Source organism: Advenella sp. S44, assembly GCF_002810445.1.
In the GTDB taxonomy this organism is placed as follows: Bacteria; Pseudomonadota; Gammaproteobacteria; order Burkholderiales; family Burkholderiaceae_B; genus Advenella.
The window spans coordinates 22422-41333 of record NZ_NEXS01000004.1; the positions used below are offsets into that span (position 1 = coordinate 22422).

The following is an 18912-nucleotide window of genomic DNA, read 5'->3' on the forward strand; positions in this document are numbered from 1 at the left end:
TTCTCTAGTAATTGTAATGCCAGCGACAGCTATCAATACAATGCAAACTCCTATCATCACGCGATCGTAGACACTTCCTATCGGTCATTTTCAACTTCTATCTTACAACCAGAAACCACCTTGATTATTTGCTCTTTGTTCTGTACGAATCCTTGCCCCGCCCAATAGGTAGGATCTCCCTCCAGTTCACGAATCAGATCAACAATTAACTCTTTAGGAGGTGGGACATGACCATCACCCCAAGTCCTCCCTACGATTGTATATAAGCTATCGGAATACAGCTCAACATTTTGAGGTTCGCTTTGAATATTTACACCAATAGACTTTAGGAAGTACATAAGGTGTTCTTCATAGTGCCAATCACTTCTATTTTGAAGATAAACAACCTTGGGCATGAAGCCCAGCCGTTCAAAAACCGGCACCAGAGAATATTGCACTCGATATTTGCTTAACACAGAGTCTAAAGGCTCTTTAGATTTGTTAACGTTAAAGCATGATTTCATATAATCCCACACTAAATGGGCATGAAATCGAGCAATACTTGTTTGCGGATTAACAGCCAACGCAATAGCGTTTGTTATTCTGGTGGAGTAAAAAAGAGTTGCAAATCCGCCGCCGGATGATCCAAACAAAATAGTTCGTACCGCATTGAGGGCACACAGAATATGGTTAATATACCTAGGTAGATCTAATTGCAACTCACAATTCTTATTGCCTGCATACCAGCCCAGAGTTAATGCAGGGTCTGCGTGAACAGACGGATCACTAACTAAAATCGAACTTGACTCTATTTGTTTTGATAGTCCCACTCCAGTAAATATCGGGTCGGAAGTCCCGTCTCGCTTCGCTGCAGCTGCAAGCGAGACGAAACAGGTTTCAGTTTTTTTATTTACGATTTTAAAAGACAATGTCGCCGAGTCCAAAGTTACATAATGCGTTCCATCATGAAATTCACGGGTATTAAAAAATTCCCTTTCATTTGCATACACATAAACTTTTGAAGGTATCTTATAATCTGGAAAATCGTCTACGTAGATATGATCAGAAATAACCCGACTCTGTTCGCTATTAGCACTTGCTTTTTTGAAACAAATTGTGTAGTAATGGCCTTTAATAATAGGAAGCTTAAAACAATATGACCGCTGTGTGCTGTACCACCCAACAGCTACCTTAACAGGTTGCAACTCCCCAGACTTACGCATAAGATAAAAAGCATACTCATCCAGATCCTGACCGGCTGGATCATTCACGGTAGCTGTTATCTTAGATATACCCCGAGTATATTCAATGTTAATTTCCATAAAAGCTCTATTCGAATAAAATATTGTGGAGTGGGTGAGTTTAATATAATTACAGTAGCATACCCGTCCAAAGCAGTTTAATGAGTTAACTACTGCTCAAGGCTTTAGCGACCTACCCCACCAGCAAGAGGTCACCCATGAATAAGAATGGCCACTATTTAAGGGTTACGCTCAATTTCGAGCTTATATTAGAAGGCCAAAAATTGCTAAAATAGCATAATATATGCCTTTTATGAATCCTATTTTCGTCCTATCCTAAATGCAAAAAATTAAGGCTCCATATCAACGGCTAGCTGAGAAATGGCAAACAAGCCTTTCCGAATATAGTTCAATTGAAGAGTTTGAGAGATCATCTTTACATTCAGCACTCATTAGCTTTCCGCACAATGACGTAAGATTTGATTTTCTCTTAAAAATAAAGCCACAAAAACCGTTAATAATTTTTTTTAACGCCGCATATTCAAAACCGCAAAAAATCGAATCTAACCAACGAAAGAGGCTTAATTTTTTTTTAAAGCTTAAACATGTCAAGCCCCTAGTTTCTTTTTTTAACACCGCTTACCGGAAAATCATCCCCTTACAACTAGAAACATCAGATTCCCAACCCGGGAGGTCATTGGATTCGAGGTTGCCCTCTTTTAGTGGCTATAATTTGGTGGAGCAAATTGACGCATCTTACATTTGCGTCAATGACCCAACCTTATATTTATCAGAATCTCTGAATCTCGCATGGTATTTGGGCTCCAAGGAGCTGCCTGTTCAGTCAATTATTGTTCGAACGCTGCAGAAAATAATAAGCCAGGAAAACCCCAGCCGCGTCATTTTTGTGGGAGGATCGGGAGGTGGTTTTGCAGCAATGTATTACGCTTCTTTTTTTCCAGGTTCACTTGCCCTTCCATGGAATCCTCAAACTGATATATTCAACTTTATCCCCGAGTCAGTCTCTGCTTACCTATATAGCGCTTGGGGGTTCGAAGGTACGATGGAAGACGCAAGAACGTTATTAAAAGGAACTGTTGATACCGATTTATTTAAAAGATACCAAGCGTCTGGAGTTGCAAATTATCTACTTTATTTGCAAAATGCATCTGACTACCATCACATTGAGTCCCATTTAAAGCCATTTCTAGCCAACCTTAACATCCGCGACTCGAAGAAATTAATTGCAAATGGAGGTTTTTTCGGTGACACTCAATTTCTAAAAATTCTGGACAATGGTCGTGGCCATATAGCGCCCCCTTTTGGGTATCTAGTAACACTATTGAAATCTCTAACCCAATCACCTTACGACTGGCCGGAACTTTTTTTAAATAGAAATATTGAAGATCTTGTTTCAATTGAAGGGAAATAATGAACAATTTTTTGCTTGCGCTAAGTGTAATTTTTGTACTGTATGTCATACTAATCGTTAAAATTAGCATGAAACTACAAAAAAACACGTATGAACAGTTAAACACGAACTCCCCGTATCTTCCAAATGACTCTGCCGATGAGCCGCTGCGAGTAGAATCCGATATAGATCCGTTACCAGTACTGCAAGCACGCACTTTTGACGATGATGGAAAAACCCTCATAAAATGGAAATGCCCAGTTGCCGAAGGAATTGATTCGGTCAAAATTTACGCCCGCGTAACCAACGACCCAGAAACGGCGATCGTTATCGCTAATATAACTTCAAATAGCGAATCTGAAGGTTTATACACTCACAACAGACACAAGAAGCCTTGCTGGTACTGGGTTACCGTACTATATTCCAATGGGCAGGAATCTGAAAAAAAATTTGCTGGCTCACAAGAAAGATAAGCGCGGACATAAGAGCACCTAAAAAGTGGAACAGCCAAGCTATTTGTGAGAAGGTACACTTGGCTGCAGATACTGGGTCGTGAAATGCCGTAGTCAGCAAAGGTAATCTGATATTACCTTGCGACCAAACAGAAAGCGCTTCGACACCAACATATTCACAACGCAAGCATTCAATACCGGGAAGACAATCAGATAGCCATTTTTACGGCAGATCTGAACGATATTGCTAAATAAACTCCAACGAGAACTTTACATTCATTGGTTTAGCCGTGTGATCAAACAGAATTTGGACTAAATTACTCTGATATAGTAAAAATTTGGTATCAGAGAGCCAACCAATGATTTCTTCCTGAGGCACTTTGACCAGCTCTATCGAAAATTTTTCACTCGAAGCAACTCGAACCATTAGAGATTTGCGCTTACCTTTAACAAGAATAAAATCTGTTCCACACTGAACCTCCTTCTCCTTGGCAAAAAAAAGCCTCGAAACATAGCGCACCTCAGCTGATTCGTTATGGCTAATTTCGTCCTCTATTGATATTTTTTCAGACGGCACTCGAAACTCGATCTTTCTTGAATAAGAATGGCGCCTAAACATCTCCGTAGTCGCATGAAGATAAAAAATGGTGCCTCCCGCTTCCTCTATTTTTGTATATTTGACAAATTTAGGTTTACTTCCCATTTTTTTCGCAATTGGATTGTCAAGAGGAGCTGTTAGATTATGCGACAAGTGGGATTGAATGTATTTCCGATGTGGGTCAGTATCATCGTATTTATAAGTCCCGCCATCTACCAACCAATCTTCTCCGTAACCATACAGCGTAAATGTCAGATCATCATCTTGTCTGTGACCACGACTCAAACAGCCCGCCTTTAAACTCAAATGGACTGCATCTATATAGTTTGCCTTATTCCAATGGCTTCGAAAGAATGCGTATCCGGTATCTGGCAAAACAAAAAACCTTTCTCTCGGGCTAATCCCACTTTTTCCTCCAGTTAAAGCGTATTGAAATTGGGGAAAATTAATCGGCTTATAGCTGTGAAATATATTCTTTTGCTTAATATATGTGGTATCCCCTATTAAGGGCAAATATCCATCCGGCTTCATAGTATGGCATAGCGCTTGAGTTGCTTTAGCAATTACTGTTTCCAACGACTTAAAGAGTGATATCCTCTCGTTGTAACTTCTCTCAATATTGAGAGCAGTGATGCACTGTTTAATCCCATGCGATAAGTATCCGGGACTATTTTCTTTGTGTCCACCATCTGAACAGAAGACAAAATTCACTTCTTCTTGTATACGTTCAGCAGCTAGCGTGATTTCTTCTTTCAAATCCAATATATACTCCAATTCAAGAGCAACTTGGAACAAAACAAGCGATTGATCAAAACCGTGGTTTGTAAACTGACTGTAAAAACTGTCATCCTTCAGTTTAGCCAAATGAATCTTGATTAAGTTTAAAATAAACACAAATCTGGTATCTCCGTACACGACAAACCCTACACTAAGCGTATACATAAGAAACATACAGATATGCTTTAAACGCAATGCACTACCTTGGTCGTGCCACAGCATTTTGTCAGATACAGCTATGCTTGCGTACTCATGCCAATCGACTAGCAGCCGATAGGCCTCCTCGAGAAAAACGTCCTTCGAATCGGCGCTATGAGCACTAACAAGCTGGCTCAATAGCGTCAACTGATGCAGATGCCATCTCCACGTTCGATTTGAAAATGGGTCAGCAGCCCAAAATTCATGTATGTCAAACTTGTACTCTGAAAAATCACCAAGCCTGATCTTGGACTCATTAATAAATTCCCTACCTCTCTGCGTAAAGCTCTCATTTATGAAACGAGGCCGGTTAGACTTATAGTATTGAGATAAGACAAATAGAAATCCAAGATCAATTATTTGGCTCGTTTTTTTCGATGTACTGCGGTCGAGCGTGAATACTTTTACACGATACAATCCAGGTTTTCTAATCTGGAAATAAAATTCCCTTTCCTTGCGGTAACCTTGTTTGTCTATTGTCGTTTGGTTAAACATCAGATAGCATGCGAATACTTTTGCTTCTGTCGACAACGAATCATCAATTTTAATAGTCAATTTGTCGTCAGTGAGTTCGAATAGAATTTGAACTCTATCGTCGCATAACTGATTCTGATTCGTTGTCATCGAAAATGCCCCCTATTTTATTTTTTACCGAAATTACAGCAACTTAATACCAAAACGGATTTTACCCGGTTTTATTCGGCGCGGTCTAAGGATGCTCAAACATCCCCAAAATAGGCTGCTACGTATCTAGAAAGTAACGATAAAGCCAAGATAGACTATTTATTGTTTATCTCAATTTCTACTTCGTCCAAAACTAAGGCAGTAGTAATTACATATTAAGTCTGTTACTTACGTGAATTTCGCACTTTTTGAATGTACAGTGCCATAAAATCACATACTTGGTCAGCGTATGTTAGATGACTGAGGTTTATTATAAAAATACTATAGCTTTGCTGTTTACATGCGCGACTAAGCTGCCAGGAGACCATTTTCCCCGAAAGATAAAATCAATACTGATTGGTCCTAGAGATAGGGATGCATTTTAAGCGGACACCGTATTAATCTAACTGAGCAGTCAAAGATAAAATTGGAAATCACCTTCCAAATTGCTACCAAGACTACGGCAGTTAATTGCGGTCAAATGTACATTATTTTTGTCGTTCAGTCCTTTCTTACTAACACTGCTACGAGCGGAAATTACTATTTGTAAAACATAACTCGTTCTACCGTAGGGAAGATTTGTTAGCCAAAGCCTTTTTTTTCAAAATTGCGGCCTTAATCAACTTTGCGTAATCCTGCTTGTCAAGCCCTCGCAGGGCCAAATACATATTTTTGTATGCCATGCAATTCTCCAGCGTAATCTCCTTGACTACACGCCCTGGAGTGCCAACAACAACAGATAGAGGTGGAATATTAGTAGTAACGAGACTATTAGCTCCGATAACGCTAAAAGTACCAATCTCAATACCTCCCAACACCTTACTACCGGTAGAAATTACAACATGGTCCCCAATAAGCGGGACAGAAGCCGATTTTCCCGTTGCGCCTACACGTTTACCCCTCCCCCTCCCGCCCACGGTAACTTGAGTGCCGATCACAACGCCATTTCCAATTTCGCTCAACGCATGGAGGGTCACACCCATCCCCCCCGAACCAAAATGAACGTCGTCGCCCATCTTTACTGAATTGGGAATTGAAGAATTATGTAGCACATAATTTAATTTTTGACATCGCATAGCATTTTTTTTATCTCCAGCCTTCAGATATACCTGGGCACAACACCAAATGTCGTAAGCAGAAGGAACGGCACAATCTAAAGCGACCTGAAGCTGCTCCAGCCAAGTGTTCACACCATGGTTTGAAAGGATTGTAGTTTCTGCATCAACGCTCATTGCATTCTCACTCATTCAATAATTAATCAATTTTTTGTGAAAACTCCACCACTCAAGGATGATGAAACTTGCACGCTTAATCGCTCATAAGAGGCGCACTATTCCTCAGAATAGCTACGACCGCATTATGAAAAATTGCCGAAACAAAAGTAATACGAAAAAACTCACACAATACATAGAATAGTAAAAGAAGAAAACACGCTCAGCGTTACCAAATGCAAACGAAATCACCGCTATACTGAAGCTCCGTCCGCAAACTACAAGATCCGAGAACGGAATGTCGCTATACAGCAATCGACAATAAAGAATATGTCGAACGCAGCAGTAAATACAAGATGTAATGACCCAGTGAAAAACTAGGCCACGTTAAAAGAGGAAAAACGTACAAATGAGTATGATCATGGAAAACCAGGTCAAACCTTGGGCAACCAAACACGAAACCGCGTTGGTACTGAAACGAATTAGCTCCCCTTTCCTTCACGAAATTGATGCATAATACCTCCTGCTGTACAAGAAATTATTCAAACTGGAGGCATTTATGGCAGCACGATTAGGTGACGTTGCGCAAACGTTCAAGACCGGTGATACCGTACGATTGAAAAGTGGTGGTCCGGACATGACTGTTGTTGAGGTCAAAACTTATGATTCAGGAAATACGCTCGCACGGGTGATTTGGTTCAATTCAGGTCCCAATGGATACGAACTCAAAACTGAAAATATTTTGTCTGAAGCTCTGACAAAAGCCACCAAATAGGAAAGCTAAATGACAGCCCAAAAAGACAGGCAACTGCCGCATTCGGCGGCCATCCTTTACCCCCTTAAAGCGTACTCGATGGGGGTTTTCACTATCTGGCGCCGCCAACGATGCGGCCGATGAAGTACAATCGCTGTATCTTGGCCAACGATAGCGCGATTCACAATTCGTGCCATCCTGACCTTTAGTAGGTGCATACCAGCTATCTCCGGACATTAACGCTTTTGCCAAGCAAGACCGTATTGTGATCGGACAAGCTGAACCAGTCATAATCCACGTCGCCGACTTGCAATAGGCCAGGCAGGAGCAGCAGCGTGGATGGTTGGGGTACGTCCTGGATTTCGTCGTAGTCCTCACAGCCGGTTGCGGAACCCAATGCCGCGACCTGGAATTTTGCGGACTGGTTGAGCACGAGCTAGACCTCGTCGGCCATGAGCAGCAGGAATTTGAGTTATAAAAATTTTCTAAGAACGGTAAGCCGAGTTTGTGCGGCCACGCCGCGACATCGAATCACTCACTGGTATAGTTTGCTGCTACGGTGCCAATGTGCAAGTGACGAAGGTAATCGATTTCGTTAATCCCCCGCCGAGGTTTCTGGATTGGATGGGCGTCACGCCTGCGACTAGCATAGACAAATAGCATTTGCTATATTGGCAATAAAAACTACAATTGTGTAAAAATTTGGCTAAACGATGCAGCCAACCTTGCGTTTAGACGGCTATTCTGTACCGGTGTCTATGACGGTGAAAGTCATGTTGGCTACTACGAGCGGCCCAAAACGCAACACTTACGGAAACATCCCGTTATAAAAGGTCAAAAGTGGCGTGCTCTGTCCACTCTAGGCATCAAATGAAATTATCGGCTTAGGAAATTATGAGTTGCGCTTTGTATTTTGCTACGATGTCGGAATCTCTTGGATTCCTGATCTTATCAACTAAGGCGTAGGCCACAATTAATCTACACCAAATAATTAAATCTTGAATACTAATGATGTTTGCATGTGGAGAGAGTCATGGATGAGAACGATATCGTATTAGCTGCCAATGGGGATGAGATTTTAAACGTTGATCGAAGTGATCAGATTTTTATCACTGTTTGATCACGAAGTCATACATCACGACGAATTCATAACCTGGACGACCACATCACAGTTCTAAAGTCGTCGCCATATGGCATAACTATTCAGCAGAAATATCAACGTTAATCTTCTTGCTTTTACGCTTCCCATTATCAAGTACGTAGCCAACGATTTCGATTTTCTTAGGATGCCCATTGACTTCAAACAAAGTGCTGTTTTCAGAGGAATACTGTTTGATAGATGTTCGTTTGCCATCTATAAACAAATAGAACGCGAAAACGGGGTTTATAAAAACCGCAGGAGCTGCATGGATAGACGCGAGTAATGTCGAATTTTCCAGTGTTGCGGTTACTTCGAATGTTTCTTCTTGTGTAACATTGGTACTTTGTTTTTCAGCAAAGGTTAAGTCAACTGATGTGTTGCGTTGTTTTTCCGAAAAGGCCAAGTCGGTCGATGTTCCGAGATCGTCTATCAACCACGTCAAGGAGGCCTCGATAATTTCCTTGTCCGGCGCATTATGCTTGTCGCCAAACGTCCCAAATTTAACGAACAAATCATCAACTCTGTCATTGACGAGATTATCGGCGTGTATTGTAAACCCTAGATTCTCCAAGAATGGTTTAGCATGTGACGCGAATTGCCGGTCTGTGTCATTTTGAAGAAAGAGAAGCTTTACAAAACTCGGAATCTGAAAATTGCGTTGTAAGTCGTAATAAATGCCCTCGCACACGAGGCGGGTGGCTAACTCCTCTTGTGAAATTTCTTGGTTTATATTTAATTCCGAATTACGTGTAGGAAATGCATTTTTCAAATAGCTAATGACAAATTTCTTTTCACACTTGGCTATACAAGTTTGGGGATTCCAGACCAAGCAGCTCGTGTGCTCAGTCATATACGGTAAAACAGATAATGCGCCGAAACCTCCAGCAGATCCGCCAAATAATACTAACCGTGCGCTATAGTGTCGAGCAAGCTTGTTGAGCCAAGTGCCAATAATTTCGATCGTCTTTGGCATATTCTCGTTCCCCGTGTACCACCCAACACAAAGCCCTTTTGATTTTGAAATTGTCGGTTCGGCAACTGCCAAAACGGGTAATTGCAATCGTTCCGCAACATCAAGCCCAAAGGAAAAAGGATCTTTTTGTTCATCTCGACGCTCTAGATTTCCGATAAACTCAACCAGCAACACACGCTCCCTTAGAGAGCTACGCTCACGGAGTAAACTGTGATTCTGCAGGCGCAGATCAATAGAATTTCCATCCGAAACTAATATTCGATGAACGCCATCCTGATCCCAGGAAGAGCTTGGCGTTACTTCGTCGACATGATGGTCGATCACTTTGACATTCCATTGGAAAGCATCGTACAAATTTATTGTGTCGGTTGTATCTTTCATGCGGAATTTATGAGTTTAAAAGAACTAATATAGCCCGATTGAACGAATTGATCGTTTCATACCGCCAAATCCTAGATTTTAGCAAAAAAATTACGGAACATAGATTTGTTGTCATGTGCCCGTTACTCGTCCTAATGTTAATCGCATTAAGTAACTTCTCCGATACTTCTCATAGATCTGGTAAAACGAATTTGCATTCAAAGTAAACGACCGTGGCAGTGATGCCACCGGCACTCAGATTGGCCAAATTTTTATCAGGTTATCCACTCGCGGGCCAAAAGGAACCCCCCAGCCGAAGCCATTGCTTGTGTATATAATTAAGCCGCAATTGCTTGCATAGAGTTCAGATGGTATACAACCAATTGGCACCCCGTGGAGCCGAGCTCCTGCGAGGCGATTTTGTTTATTATTAATTTGTGCGCCATCCCTGTTTCTTGCCAGTGCACCGCTGTCAGTATTCGCGAGACGTTTTATTGTATTGACTATTATTAAATTAACCGCCTCGAGCCCAAAGCGCTAATTTGAAGGGGTACGAAGCTTTTAGTGTGAAGAGAGCCCGGGTGGCCTACCGCTCCATCAATGATCTTTTCTGCGCGTTTGTACATCATCAAACCAGCCCAGTGACTGGATGTGGTCTTTTAGGAAGGAAGTAACCGCGGCACTTCCAATATCATTTAAATGTCCTGCATCTTGAGAACCACTATACGGCTTATTCCCCCTTGCCTGGAGCTCTAAATCCTCTTGTGTCGGCGTTAATCCCGTGTATGCCCACCATTCTGGGGAAGTAAGAAACCTCTGAATATCAACGAACAATTGCGCGTATCTCGATTCATGAGCGGCGTTGACTTGATATATAGCGTCGCGACGGCGATCAATATCTGGAGTATTACTGTCAATAAAATGTCCCATTACCAAGCACCGTGCATGGCGGAGGTTATGAAAGTCAAAAGAGGCGTCTGTTCGGGCAATAATTTCTTCAACTGGCCATCCCTGAGTGATATCATTTTTCCCCATCCATAACAACATAATGCCGTTTTTGAAGAAATTACCTAATTCCGAGATAAAGGGGTATTCATCAGGTGAGAACACAGTATTTCCTGACGTTTCACGAGTAAATATAAAGCCCGAAGTGGTGCAAGAAATGGTCCCTTGTATGCCATTCAACGTGCCAGTAAAAGGCTTGAAGCTAGCTCGCGGCTGGCAATTTGAAACAAATATACGGGTTGCCCCTGATTTGACAATTTTACTGCGCTCCACCTTTACTAGTAATGGAATAGAGCCAAGTCTTCCCGCAATTTCGTCCGTGAAAGCACCCGAACTCCCACCTTTAAAAAAAATTGACCCTGGAATCATTTCAGCGAACATGTCGGCAAATTTTTGTCGTGCCAACCACATAGATGAGGATCCCCAACCTGAAACCAATAATGGGTCGGCACATTCACGGACAATTTCTTTGCCGCTTAGATATGTTGGTTCTAACAACTTCGCATCTTTTAAGTTGCTTGCTTTCCGTACCGAAGGGTCAAAACCAATGAAATGTAGTAAATTGGTCCACTTCATTGAAATATTTTTAAAAAATTGAATGGATGATATGTGCTGGAAAAGATCAGGCGCAGGCGGGTCATCTATTTGGCTAACTAAACTTTTCTTCCTTACTAGGAGGTTGTCAGCCCCTTCAAACTTTAAAAAACGAAGAGCCGATTGTAGGCAACTGTTTGGCACTACGTTATCGAACCCTGTAACTTCTTGCTGCTCAGATCGATATATATATCCACCTCGCCACTCGTAGGAGTCTCCAGCATGAAGGATTAACTCGGCATCAGGGATTGATACAGCAGCATTGTAAAATTTCGTATTAAATGCTCCGCCACCTTTGATCATCGGGCGCATCGTGCCGACATATCTACCGTCCCCGGCTTCATAGTCTCTGTCCATCCAGACGATTAATTCTCCATTTGTGGCGTCCTTAAAAGACATACCCCATACATCAGGAAATAAAATCTTCGCCCCTGAATTTGTCTCGCTGGTAAACGCCGAACGCGTATTCTTCTTGCCCAAATACTTGAATGTGCCATGACGAAAACCCGTTGTAATAACCTGAGGACCGTTGTCGGTTACCACTCTCACGAGCTCAAGGGCGATCCATATGATATGTGTTAGGAAAACGCCAGACTCGAACTGATACAGGCCACGCTGTTCCATAGTTTCTCTATTAAGAGTTGTGGTATTAGCCGCCTGAACTCTATTGAAGAAAGAAAAGTAGACTTTGGTTGCTACTCCCGATCCATCAGAGGTAACCTGTTTTCCGTCGGGAAGAAAAGAAAATGAAATATTTCGGGCTGTGGGGTTGCCCCAAGCACCACCTGAGTCTGCATGGTTGCCGCCCGTGTAGGTTAACGCGGTAGACCCATTTTCATTAGCCAACGCAAAGTTGCATATGGGAGGCGTTGCTATATCGCCCCCAGTTGAAGCGTCTATGATAGCGATCCAATCTGCGTTTTCTGGATCTCCTAGAGGTGCCCGGAAAACAGCTTTCAGATCAGGAATACCATTTACACCTTTTGGGCCGATGTCAATCCGTCGTAGTTCGTTGCCGCTTCGGTAGACTAATATGGCAGTTTTAGTGCTGGCTTGATAGTTCCATTTATAGCCCTCGTAGTTCCAGATACCTTTTCGATCGCTATATTTAGACGTATGAATAACAGAAGTCAATCCGACTTGGGCTGGGTTGGTTTCCAGATACGATCCAGAGGATAGCGGTAGATCTGCATCTTTAACTATATAGACTTTTTTAGTCAGCCCACTCTTATCTAATACAACTGTCTGCTTGCCAGCGTTGGCACAATGCGAAGGCATTCCGTCTATCCATATATAAGTTGATTATCATCATGCATTCACAACTGGTGCCAGCCATGGCTGAAGCTGTCAGTTTGAAATAGTACTCTCGATAAACGTATCAATAATTTAACATTTATCCATAAAAATATGACAAATAATGTATATTGTTTCAAATGAATGTGCTGATTAAACACAAATTTGCCAAATTATCAAATGGATGTTTAAAGTAGCCTCGGATGAAAGACATCCTCCTCAATCATGAATGGCGCAACGTGGATTCTATCCAGAAACATTGCGCGGCTTCGGGGCGGATAAAGCAAAGCCCGGCCAGGCAAGACGGTTTGCTGGTAAATACCGATGCGCTGGCCATATTGAAGAGTAGGACAGGTCGGTACGGTGAATGGGCATTCACATGAGATAGTGGTGCACACACCACGGATATAAATCGCCAATCACTCAATCTGACGACCAAGAAATCCGAGATCAAGGATTCTCTTTTTATTGGTGACGTGGTCGCGTCTACACCGGCCGAAGAATCCATAATTTAATCCATGTCGCATCGGCCACTTCGTTCACCAGCCCAGATAGCAGCCCCCGTCAAACGTGCTTTAAGGGGGGCAGAGGTCGACTACCAGCCGTGGATGTATTGATTTAATTACCATTTTTCCCTTATAAAAAAAGCCACATGAGGAGCTAACAGCAAGCGGCTTCTGAAGCGTATCGATAAACGCAGGTAATTTTCCACAGATTATTGACTCAATACCCAAGTTGATGCATCTACCTTGATAATCGTGGCTCTCCCATATTGCGGCAACGTAATTCCATTCGGTGCACCCTATGTCACGCCAGATGTGCCGGTAATAGTCATATTCCAGCCCCTAAATTGATAACTTGAAGCTCAGTGCCTAGTGAGAAATACTGGGCCGAGAAGGCGAAATACTGGGCTGAGAAAGAAGCGTAAGGACTCTCAATGAGTTCACAATATTTGTAATAAATTTATCTTTGTGTAAAATTTCTGATACTATCCGACTTAACAGTCGGGTAATGATCGACTGTTATCCAATTTATGAGCATAAATAATAAAGAATTTGTATTTGGAGAGGGTCGTGGACGAGAACGATATAGTATTAGCTCCCGATGGAGAGGGAATTTTAAACGTTGATCGTAAGCATCCGGTAAAACCACCTTGCACGGCCTTATTAAGAATGCCAGGATAGCGTCCACTAAATATAAGTGGACGCGATGACAAACGAATTAATCCTTATTAAGCGCACTCGGCGCGCCTACTCAGCAGCCTTCAAGGCTGAGATGGTTGCTGCAAGCCAGCAGCCGGGCGTTTCGGTGGCAGGCCTGGCGCTGGCCAACGGACTGAATGCCAACATGTTGCGGCGCTGGATCCGAGAGCATGTTGATGGCGCGAACTCCTCCAGTGATAGACCGACGATATCGTGCGGACCATCGTTTGTGCCCGTGCCGATGAACGATACACCAGCACAGACATGTCAATTGCAATTACAGGGCAAGACGGTCTCGGCCACATTGACGCTGCCAGTGGATGCACTGGATCGATGCGTGAATCTGTTGCAATCTATACTGCGATGATTCGAATTGATCAGATCTGGTTAGCAGTCGAGCCGGTAGACATGCGCTGCGGCATGGACCGGCTGATGGCCCGGGTGATTGAGGTGTTCGGTGCTTCTCACCCTTATCATGCCTATCTGTTCGCCAATCGTCGGGGGACGCGATTAAAGGTGCTGGTGTGCGACAGCTTCGGTGTATGGCTGGCCGTGCGCCGGCTACACCAGGGCAGCTTGCATTGGCCCGATGCAGGCGACCAACATGCACAACTGACCTCAGAGCAGGCTCGCGCCCTGGTCATCGGCCTGCCATGGCAGCGTCTGAGCCAGATGGATACGATTGATCTTCTGTAATAATCATCCAAACCCATAAAACACAGTTCGGCAATCGGGGCGTGTACGCATGGTGCAGCCGCGCATTTGTATGGCATGATATCAACCATGTCACGATCCCCCGTTACCAATATTGATGAGCTCGATGCCAATGCCCTGCGGGTACTGGCGCGCCAATTGATGGGGAAGCTGAATCAACAGGATCAGGTACTGCATGCCAAGGATCAGCAGATTGCCCAGCAAGCGCATGAGATCCACTTTAAACAAACCCATATCCAGCAACTGAACCATGAGATTGCGCTCTTGCGTCGCTATCGCTTCGGCAAGAAGAGCGAACAATTGGCTGGTGTGCAGGGATTGTTGCTGGAGGATGCGGTCGATGCCGACATTGCAGCTATCGAGCAGGAGCTGATTAATCTGGGCGGCAAGCCAAGTGCCGCTGGCACTGCGGCTCCAAGACGTCAGATCCTGGCGCCTGAACTGCCTCGTATTGACGTGCACCATGAGCCCGAATCGACGACCTGTGGATGCGGCTGCCAGATGCAGCGCATCGGTGAGGATAAGTCCGAGAAGCTGGACTTTATACCCGGCGTGTTCCGCGTTGAACGCCATATCCGCGGCAAGTGGATATGCCGCCAATGCGACACCTTGATCCAGGCACCGGTGCCGGCGCAAGTCATTGACAAGGGTCAGGCCACCTCAGGGTTGCTCGCTCAGGTGTTGGTAGCCAAGTATGCGGACCACCTTCCGTTGTATCGTCAACAGCAGATATTTGAGCGCGCTGGCGTCAAGTTGGCCAGTTCAACACTGGCCGATTGGGTCGGCGTCTGTGGCGTACGTTTGCAGCCGCTGGTTGATGCGCTGCGCGAGACGATCCTGGCCCAGCCCGTGATCCACGCAGATGAGACACCCGTACAGGTACTGCAACCGGGTAGTAAAACGACACATCGTGCCTATCTGTGGGCGTATGCGCCAGGTGCCTTCCAGGATCTGCGTGCCGTGGTCTATGATTTTACTGAAGGCCGCGCCGGTGTTTATGCGCGCGCCTTCCTTGGAAACTGGCAAGGCGAACTGGTCTGTGATGGCTACGGTGGTTACAAAGCGTGCTTCGAGCAAGGGATTGCCGAGGTAGGCTGTATGGCGCATGCTCGGCGCAAGTTCTTCGAACTGCACAAATCGGGTAAAAGCCTGATTGCCCAGCAGGCGCTTGAGATGATCGGCCAGTTGTACGATATCGAGGCTAAGGGTCAGAATATGACACCAGAAGCGCGTCAACAGTTGCGGGCACAACAGGCTAGACCCATTGCTCAAACGCTGCATGCGTGGCTGCAGACCAATCGACTTAAAGTGCCAGAAGGCATGGGCATCACTAAAGCGCTGGACTACAGCCTGAAGCGTTGGGTCGCGCTGACTCGATACCTAAGTGATGGGAGATTGCCGATTGATAATAATTGGATTGAAAATCAGATCCGCCCCATTGCTCTGGGGAGAAAGAACTGGCTATTCGCTGGCTCGCAGCGAGCGGGCCGCAGAGCTGCGGCTGTGATGAGCCTGATACAGTCTGCCAAAATGAATGGGCATGATCCGTATGCGTATCTGAAGGATGTGCTGACGCGCCTGCCCACACATCCGAACAGCAGAATTGAAGAACTGCTGCCACAAAACTGGACTGCCCAGGCAACGAACTAAAAGATAAGGGCCGCTAACGCGGCCTTGTCAATGTGTGTTGCCCGGATGCTTACCGTTGATCAAAGTGATTTTACGGGTGACCAGCGGTTACTAATCGACAATACTGACTATACCAACAGCTTTAGTCATCTCACGGTAGGCAACGAGTCGCAAAGCTCGGACGTCTTAGATATGTACGTTGTGGCAAAGGGTATGGGTGAGCTGAAATCTAATATAGATATCACAATATTAGAAGGAGCCAGTGCCCGATTAATTCCAACAGGTGGCGAGCAGGGATTTGGATGGGATGACGAAAATGTACAGCCTTACTATTCGACTCCGCAAGTGATCGATGTTAACGCAACGCTAAAGACCGGTTCAACCTTTAATTATTCCTGGAACACTTACGATAACACTAGCCAGGCAAATGTTGATACGCTCAACGTAATCATGGAGGGTGACGGGCCACATCACTTAATATTGCAAGGTGGCGACCTGGTCAGAGAAGTTAATGTGGCGGGAATGGGTGATGGGGATACGTTAAAGGTATACGGCGCGTTTGGTACGATTATCGGTTATGAATCTCATGCAATGACCTTTATTGAGCCCGATGGTGGTCGTGTGATGACTGTGCACTTTGATCAGGACACAGACATGTCAAAATTCACCGTCGATGATCGCGGCACCGTTAGTTATGACGATGACACATACAACCCGTCTCCTTTGGATAGCATTGTAAAACCCGACGAAGACGGCAATTTAATTATCGACCAATCTGAACATAAAGGGGACGACCAATTAGTCATCGATAATAGTGGTTATAAGGATAAGCCAAGTCATATAACAATAACCAATGAGTTCCAAACTGACGACGTATTTGACTTTCGGATAGTAGGTAAATCGGAGGGTTATATAAATATAACAAATGTGGATTTAGTAATTTCTGAGGGTGTGAACGCACAACTTCATCCGGATTATGCTGGGGAACGCGACCCTGAACTTGGAGATTACTACTACTATAATCATGATGCCGTTAACCTTTCTGTAACGCTAAAACCGAATTCGACATTTGAGTATTCGAGGGAGCTTGTTGGTGATTCTTACAGCGACGGGAACGCGGGGACCGTGGATATCACCATGGAAGGAGATGGACCACATCATCTTATTCTTCAGGCTGATCGTTTACAAGACTCAGGCCATTCACGAATCGTAACAATATCTGGTATGAAAGCAGGTGATACGATTCATATGAACAGTACTTCCCGAGACAAGATGTGGTGGAGGACTGGCAACGATCACGAACTCCAATATGGAAGCGGTCCCTCTAGTTCGTCGAAAATCGTTTTTGACCCTGAGACCGATATGTCGAGTATACGCGTGGATGATAGCGGTAATATAAGTTACGCATGCTACCTCAAAGGCACACACATCGCGACGCCCGAAGGCGAAGTTAAAGTCGAAGATCTGAAAGCTGGTGATAAAGTATTGACTGCTAGTGGCGGCATAGCGACCGTTAAATGGCTGGGATATCGAACCCTCTTCAAAAAGCGCATTCCAGAAAAAGACGCCAAGCGCGCCTTCCCGATTCTGTTCAAAAAGGGCTGCATTGCCGACAACGTCCCTCATCGTGATTTGATCATGTCCCCAGGCCACCACGTTTTCTTCGATGGGAATCTTGTGCCAGCAATGGCTCTGGTTAATGGCAAGACAATTGTGCAGCAATTCGAAATGCAATCTTTCAAGTATTTCCATGTGGAGCTCGAGCAATTCGATATTCTCCTGGCCGAAGGTGCGCCGGCCGAGTCCTACGTTGATACTGGTAACCGCAACATGTTCCAGAATGCGCATGAGGTGGCAATGAACCCTGACTTTGGGCCGGCAGAAGGCCGTCCTGAGGTGTTGGGCATTACTGTGGTACGTAAGGGTCCTGTTGTTGAGGCGATCCGTGCGAAGCTGCTAAAACGAGCGAATTGGAAGCGTATGCCTGAAGCACAAAAGCGAGCGGGTTAAGCTGTCACTTCGATAAAATATAGCTCACGCATAATGCTGGCCAATTTCTATTACATTACGAAATGACACGAAAGGCGAGAAATTCGAAATATCAGTTCCTGGACTCGAACGAACCGACGAAGTTGCAGAAAACAATTACTGACCAAACAATAGCCCCTGCTGGACGAGAATAACAAATGATCGAGTCGATTCGCCAAGGATCGGAAGAAGACCGATTCGATGTCTCGACGAGCGAACTATACCACCGCTTAAGCGTATCCAGACAGTGCGTTACAAGCGAGAAAAAAGCGGCAACGTTGATCCGAAGTTCATCCAATCGATCAGAGCGATAATACAACAGTCGCCGTCCTTCGGTTATTGGGCAGTAGCTTGCTAGGCAAGAACCCCATGCAGCATACCATTTAACTTTTACCTTTCCGGTAAATTTCTATATAGCTCCAGTTTATTATCGATTTTATTATTTCTCATAATAATATTATCTGACGGGGATTCGGCTTTGTTTTTGCAAGGTATTTTAGCCAATGGATCACAAAACCATTGTGAAACGGCACCTTGATTCACATTATAATTCGCAGGCGTTGAAAAAGAATTATTCTCTACCACTGTGTTGTGAGATGCATTTCGCACCCTGATCGGCGAACCGGAGAATACCTTAAAAACATTATTAGTAATTTGATTGTCATTAGACTCATCCGCTAAATAAATAG

At 44.3% G+C, this 18912-nt stretch carries 14 protein-coding genes; 7 read left to right on the forward strand and 7 right to left on the reverse strand.

What is annotated here, in order from left to right; all coding sequences use genetic code 11:
- Positions 1-77: 77 nt before the first annotated feature.
- Complete coding sequence (locus tag CAP48_RS11555; protein ID WP_100696859.1) at positions 78-1301, reverse strand: hypothetical protein; 1224 nt, start codon at positions 1299-1301, stop codon at positions 78-80.
- Between the two features lie 259 nt (positions 1302-1560).
- On the opposite strand from CAP48_RS11555, the gene CAP48_RS11560 reads away from it, so the two are divergent.
- A complete protein-coding gene (locus CAP48_RS11560; protein ID WP_100696861.1) occupies positions 1561-2652 on the forward strand; it encodes a hypothetical protein in 1092 nt (363 codons plus the stop codon).
- Between the two features lie 68 nt (positions 2653-2720).
- On the forward strand, positions 2721-3104 hold the full coding sequence (locus tag CAP48_RS11565; protein WP_153045686.1) for a hypothetical protein: 384 nt from the start codon (positions 2721-2723) through the stop codon (positions 3102-3104).
- 226 nt (positions 3105-3330) lie between these two features.
- On the opposite strand, the gene CAP48_RS11570 is transcribed toward CAP48_RS11565, so the two are convergent.
- Both CAP48_RS11570 and CAP48_RS11575 read right to left on the reverse strand, forming a co-directional pair.
- Positions 3331-5280 carry a heparinase II/III family protein gene (locus CAP48_RS11570; RefSeq protein WP_100696865.1) on the reverse strand — a complete coding sequence of 650 codons (1950 nt, stop codon included), beginning with the start codon at positions 5278-5280 and terminating at the stop codon, positions 3331-3333.
- A 602-nt stretch (positions 5281-5882) separates the two neighbouring features.
- Positions 5883-6551: a serine O-acetyltransferase gene (locus tag CAP48_RS11575; protein WP_161495242.1), complete on the reverse strand. Its 669-nt coding sequence runs from the start codon at positions 6549-6551 to the stop codon at positions 5883-5885.
- Between the two features lie 538 nt (positions 6552-7089).
- Here CAP48_RS11575 and CAP48_RS11580 point away from each other — a divergent pair.
- Positions 7090-7305, forward strand: a complete 216-nt coding sequence (locus CAP48_RS11580; protein ID WP_100696869.1) for a YodC family protein — start codon at positions 7090-7092, stop codon at positions 7303-7305.
- Between the two features lie 202 nt (positions 7306-7507).
- Here CAP48_RS11580 and CAP48_RS11585 read toward each other — a convergent pair whose 3' ends face one another.
- The 3 genes from CAP48_RS11585 to CAP48_RS11595 all read right to left on the reverse strand — a co-directional run bounded on the left by CAP48_RS11585 (position 7508) and on the right by CAP48_RS11595 (position 12635).
- Complete coding sequence (locus CAP48_RS11585) at positions 7508-7717, reverse strand: hypothetical protein (RefSeq protein ID WP_100696871.1); 210 nt, start codon at positions 7715-7717, stop codon at positions 7508-7510.
- A gap of 766 nt (positions 7718-8483) precedes the next feature.
- Entirely contained in the window at positions 8484-9779 is a 1296-nt protein-coding gene (locus CAP48_RS11590) for a hypothetical protein (RefSeq protein ID WP_100696873.1), read from the reverse strand.
- 576 nt (positions 9780-10355) lie between these two features.
- Entirely contained in the window at positions 10356-12635 is a 2280-nt protein-coding gene (locus CAP48_RS11595) for a hypothetical protein (RefSeq protein WP_100696875.1), read from the reverse strand.
- Between the two features lie 1224 nt (positions 12636-13859).
- Between CAP48_RS11595 and CAP48_RS11605 the strand changes: the two genes are divergently transcribed.
- From CAP48_RS11605 to CAP48_RS20460, 4 genes are all read left to right on the forward strand, one after another.
- Positions 13860-14219, forward strand: coding sequence for a transposase (locus tag CAP48_RS11605; RefSeq protein WP_100696879.1), 360 nt, complete (start codon positions 13860-13862; stop codon positions 14217-14219).
- Positions 14216-14548 (forward strand): IS66 family insertion sequence element accessory protein TnpB, encoded by a 333-nt coding sequence (gene tnpB, locus CAP48_RS11610; protein ID WP_100696881.1) that lies wholly within the window; start codon positions 14216-14218, stop codon positions 14546-14548. The genes CAP48_RS11605 and tnpB overlap by 4 nt, the downstream gene beginning before the upstream one ends.
- 87 nt (positions 14549-14635) lie before the next feature.
- A complete protein-coding gene (locus CAP48_RS11615) occupies positions 14636-16216 on the forward strand; it encodes an IS66 family transposase (protein ID WP_100696883.1) in 1581 nt (526 codons plus the stop codon).
- 45 nt (positions 16217-16261) lie between these two features.
- Positions 16262-18205, forward strand: coding sequence for a Hint domain-containing protein (locus CAP48_RS20460; RefSeq protein ID WP_242444466.1), 1944 nt, complete (start codon positions 16262-16264; stop codon positions 18203-18205).
- A 408-nt stretch (positions 18206-18613) separates the two neighbouring features.
- On the opposite strand, the gene CAP48_RS20375 is transcribed toward CAP48_RS20460, so the two are convergent.
- On the reverse strand, positions 18614-18912 hold a 299-nt coding region (locus tag CAP48_RS20375), incomplete at its 5' end, for a hypothetical protein (protein WP_206781027.1).

What these genes read in the sequence shown, in the direction of transcription:
- CAP48_RS11560 (WP_100696861.1), top strand. Translation starts at nt 1,561, where the DNA reads ATGCAAAAAATTAAGGCTCCATATCAACGGCTAGCTGAGAAATGGCAA.
- tnpB (WP_100696881.1), top strand. Translation starts at nt 14,216, where the DNA reads ATGATTCGAATTGATCAGATCTGGTTAGCAGTCGAGCCGGTAGACATG.
- CAP48_RS11590 (WP_100696873.1), bottom strand. Translation starts at nt 9,779, where the DNA reads ATGAAAGATACAACCGACACAATAAATTTGTACGATGCTTTCCAATGG.
- CAP48_RS11555 (WP_100696859.1), bottom strand. Translation starts at nt 1,301, where the DNA reads ATGGAAATTAACATTGAATATACTCGGGGTATATCTAAGATAACAGCT.
- CAP48_RS11580 (WP_100696869.1), top strand. Translation starts at nt 7,090, where the DNA reads ATGGCAGCACGATTAGGTGACGTTGCGCAAACGTTCAAGACCGGTGAT.
- CAP48_RS11565 (WP_153045686.1), top strand. Translation starts at nt 2,721, where the DNA reads ATGAAACTACAAAAAAACACGTATGAACAGTTAAACACGAACTCCCCG.
- CAP48_RS11615 (WP_100696883.1), top strand. Translation starts at nt 14,636, where the DNA reads ATGTCACGATCCCCCGTTACCAATATTGATGAGCTCGATGCCAATGCC.
- CAP48_RS11605 (WP_100696879.1), top strand. Translation starts at nt 13,860, where the DNA reads ATGACAAACGAATTAATCCTTATTAAGCGCACTCGGCGCGCCTACTCA.
- CAP48_RS11595 (WP_100696875.1), bottom strand. Translation starts at nt 12,635, where the DNA reads ATGCCTTCGCATTGTGCCAACGCTGGCAAGCAGACAGTTGTATTAGAT.
- CAP48_RS11575 (WP_161495242.1), bottom strand. Translation starts at nt 6,551, where the DNA reads ATGAGCGTTGATGCAGAAACTACAATCCTTTCAAACCATGGTGTGAAC.
- CAP48_RS20460 (WP_242444466.1), top strand. Translation starts at nt 16,262, where the DNA reads ATGCTTACCGTTGATCAAAGTGATTTTACGGGTGACCAGCGGTTACTA.
- CAP48_RS11570 (WP_100696865.1), bottom strand. Translation starts at nt 5,280, where the DNA reads ATGACAACGAATCAGAATCAGTTATGCGACGATAGAGTTCAAATTCTA.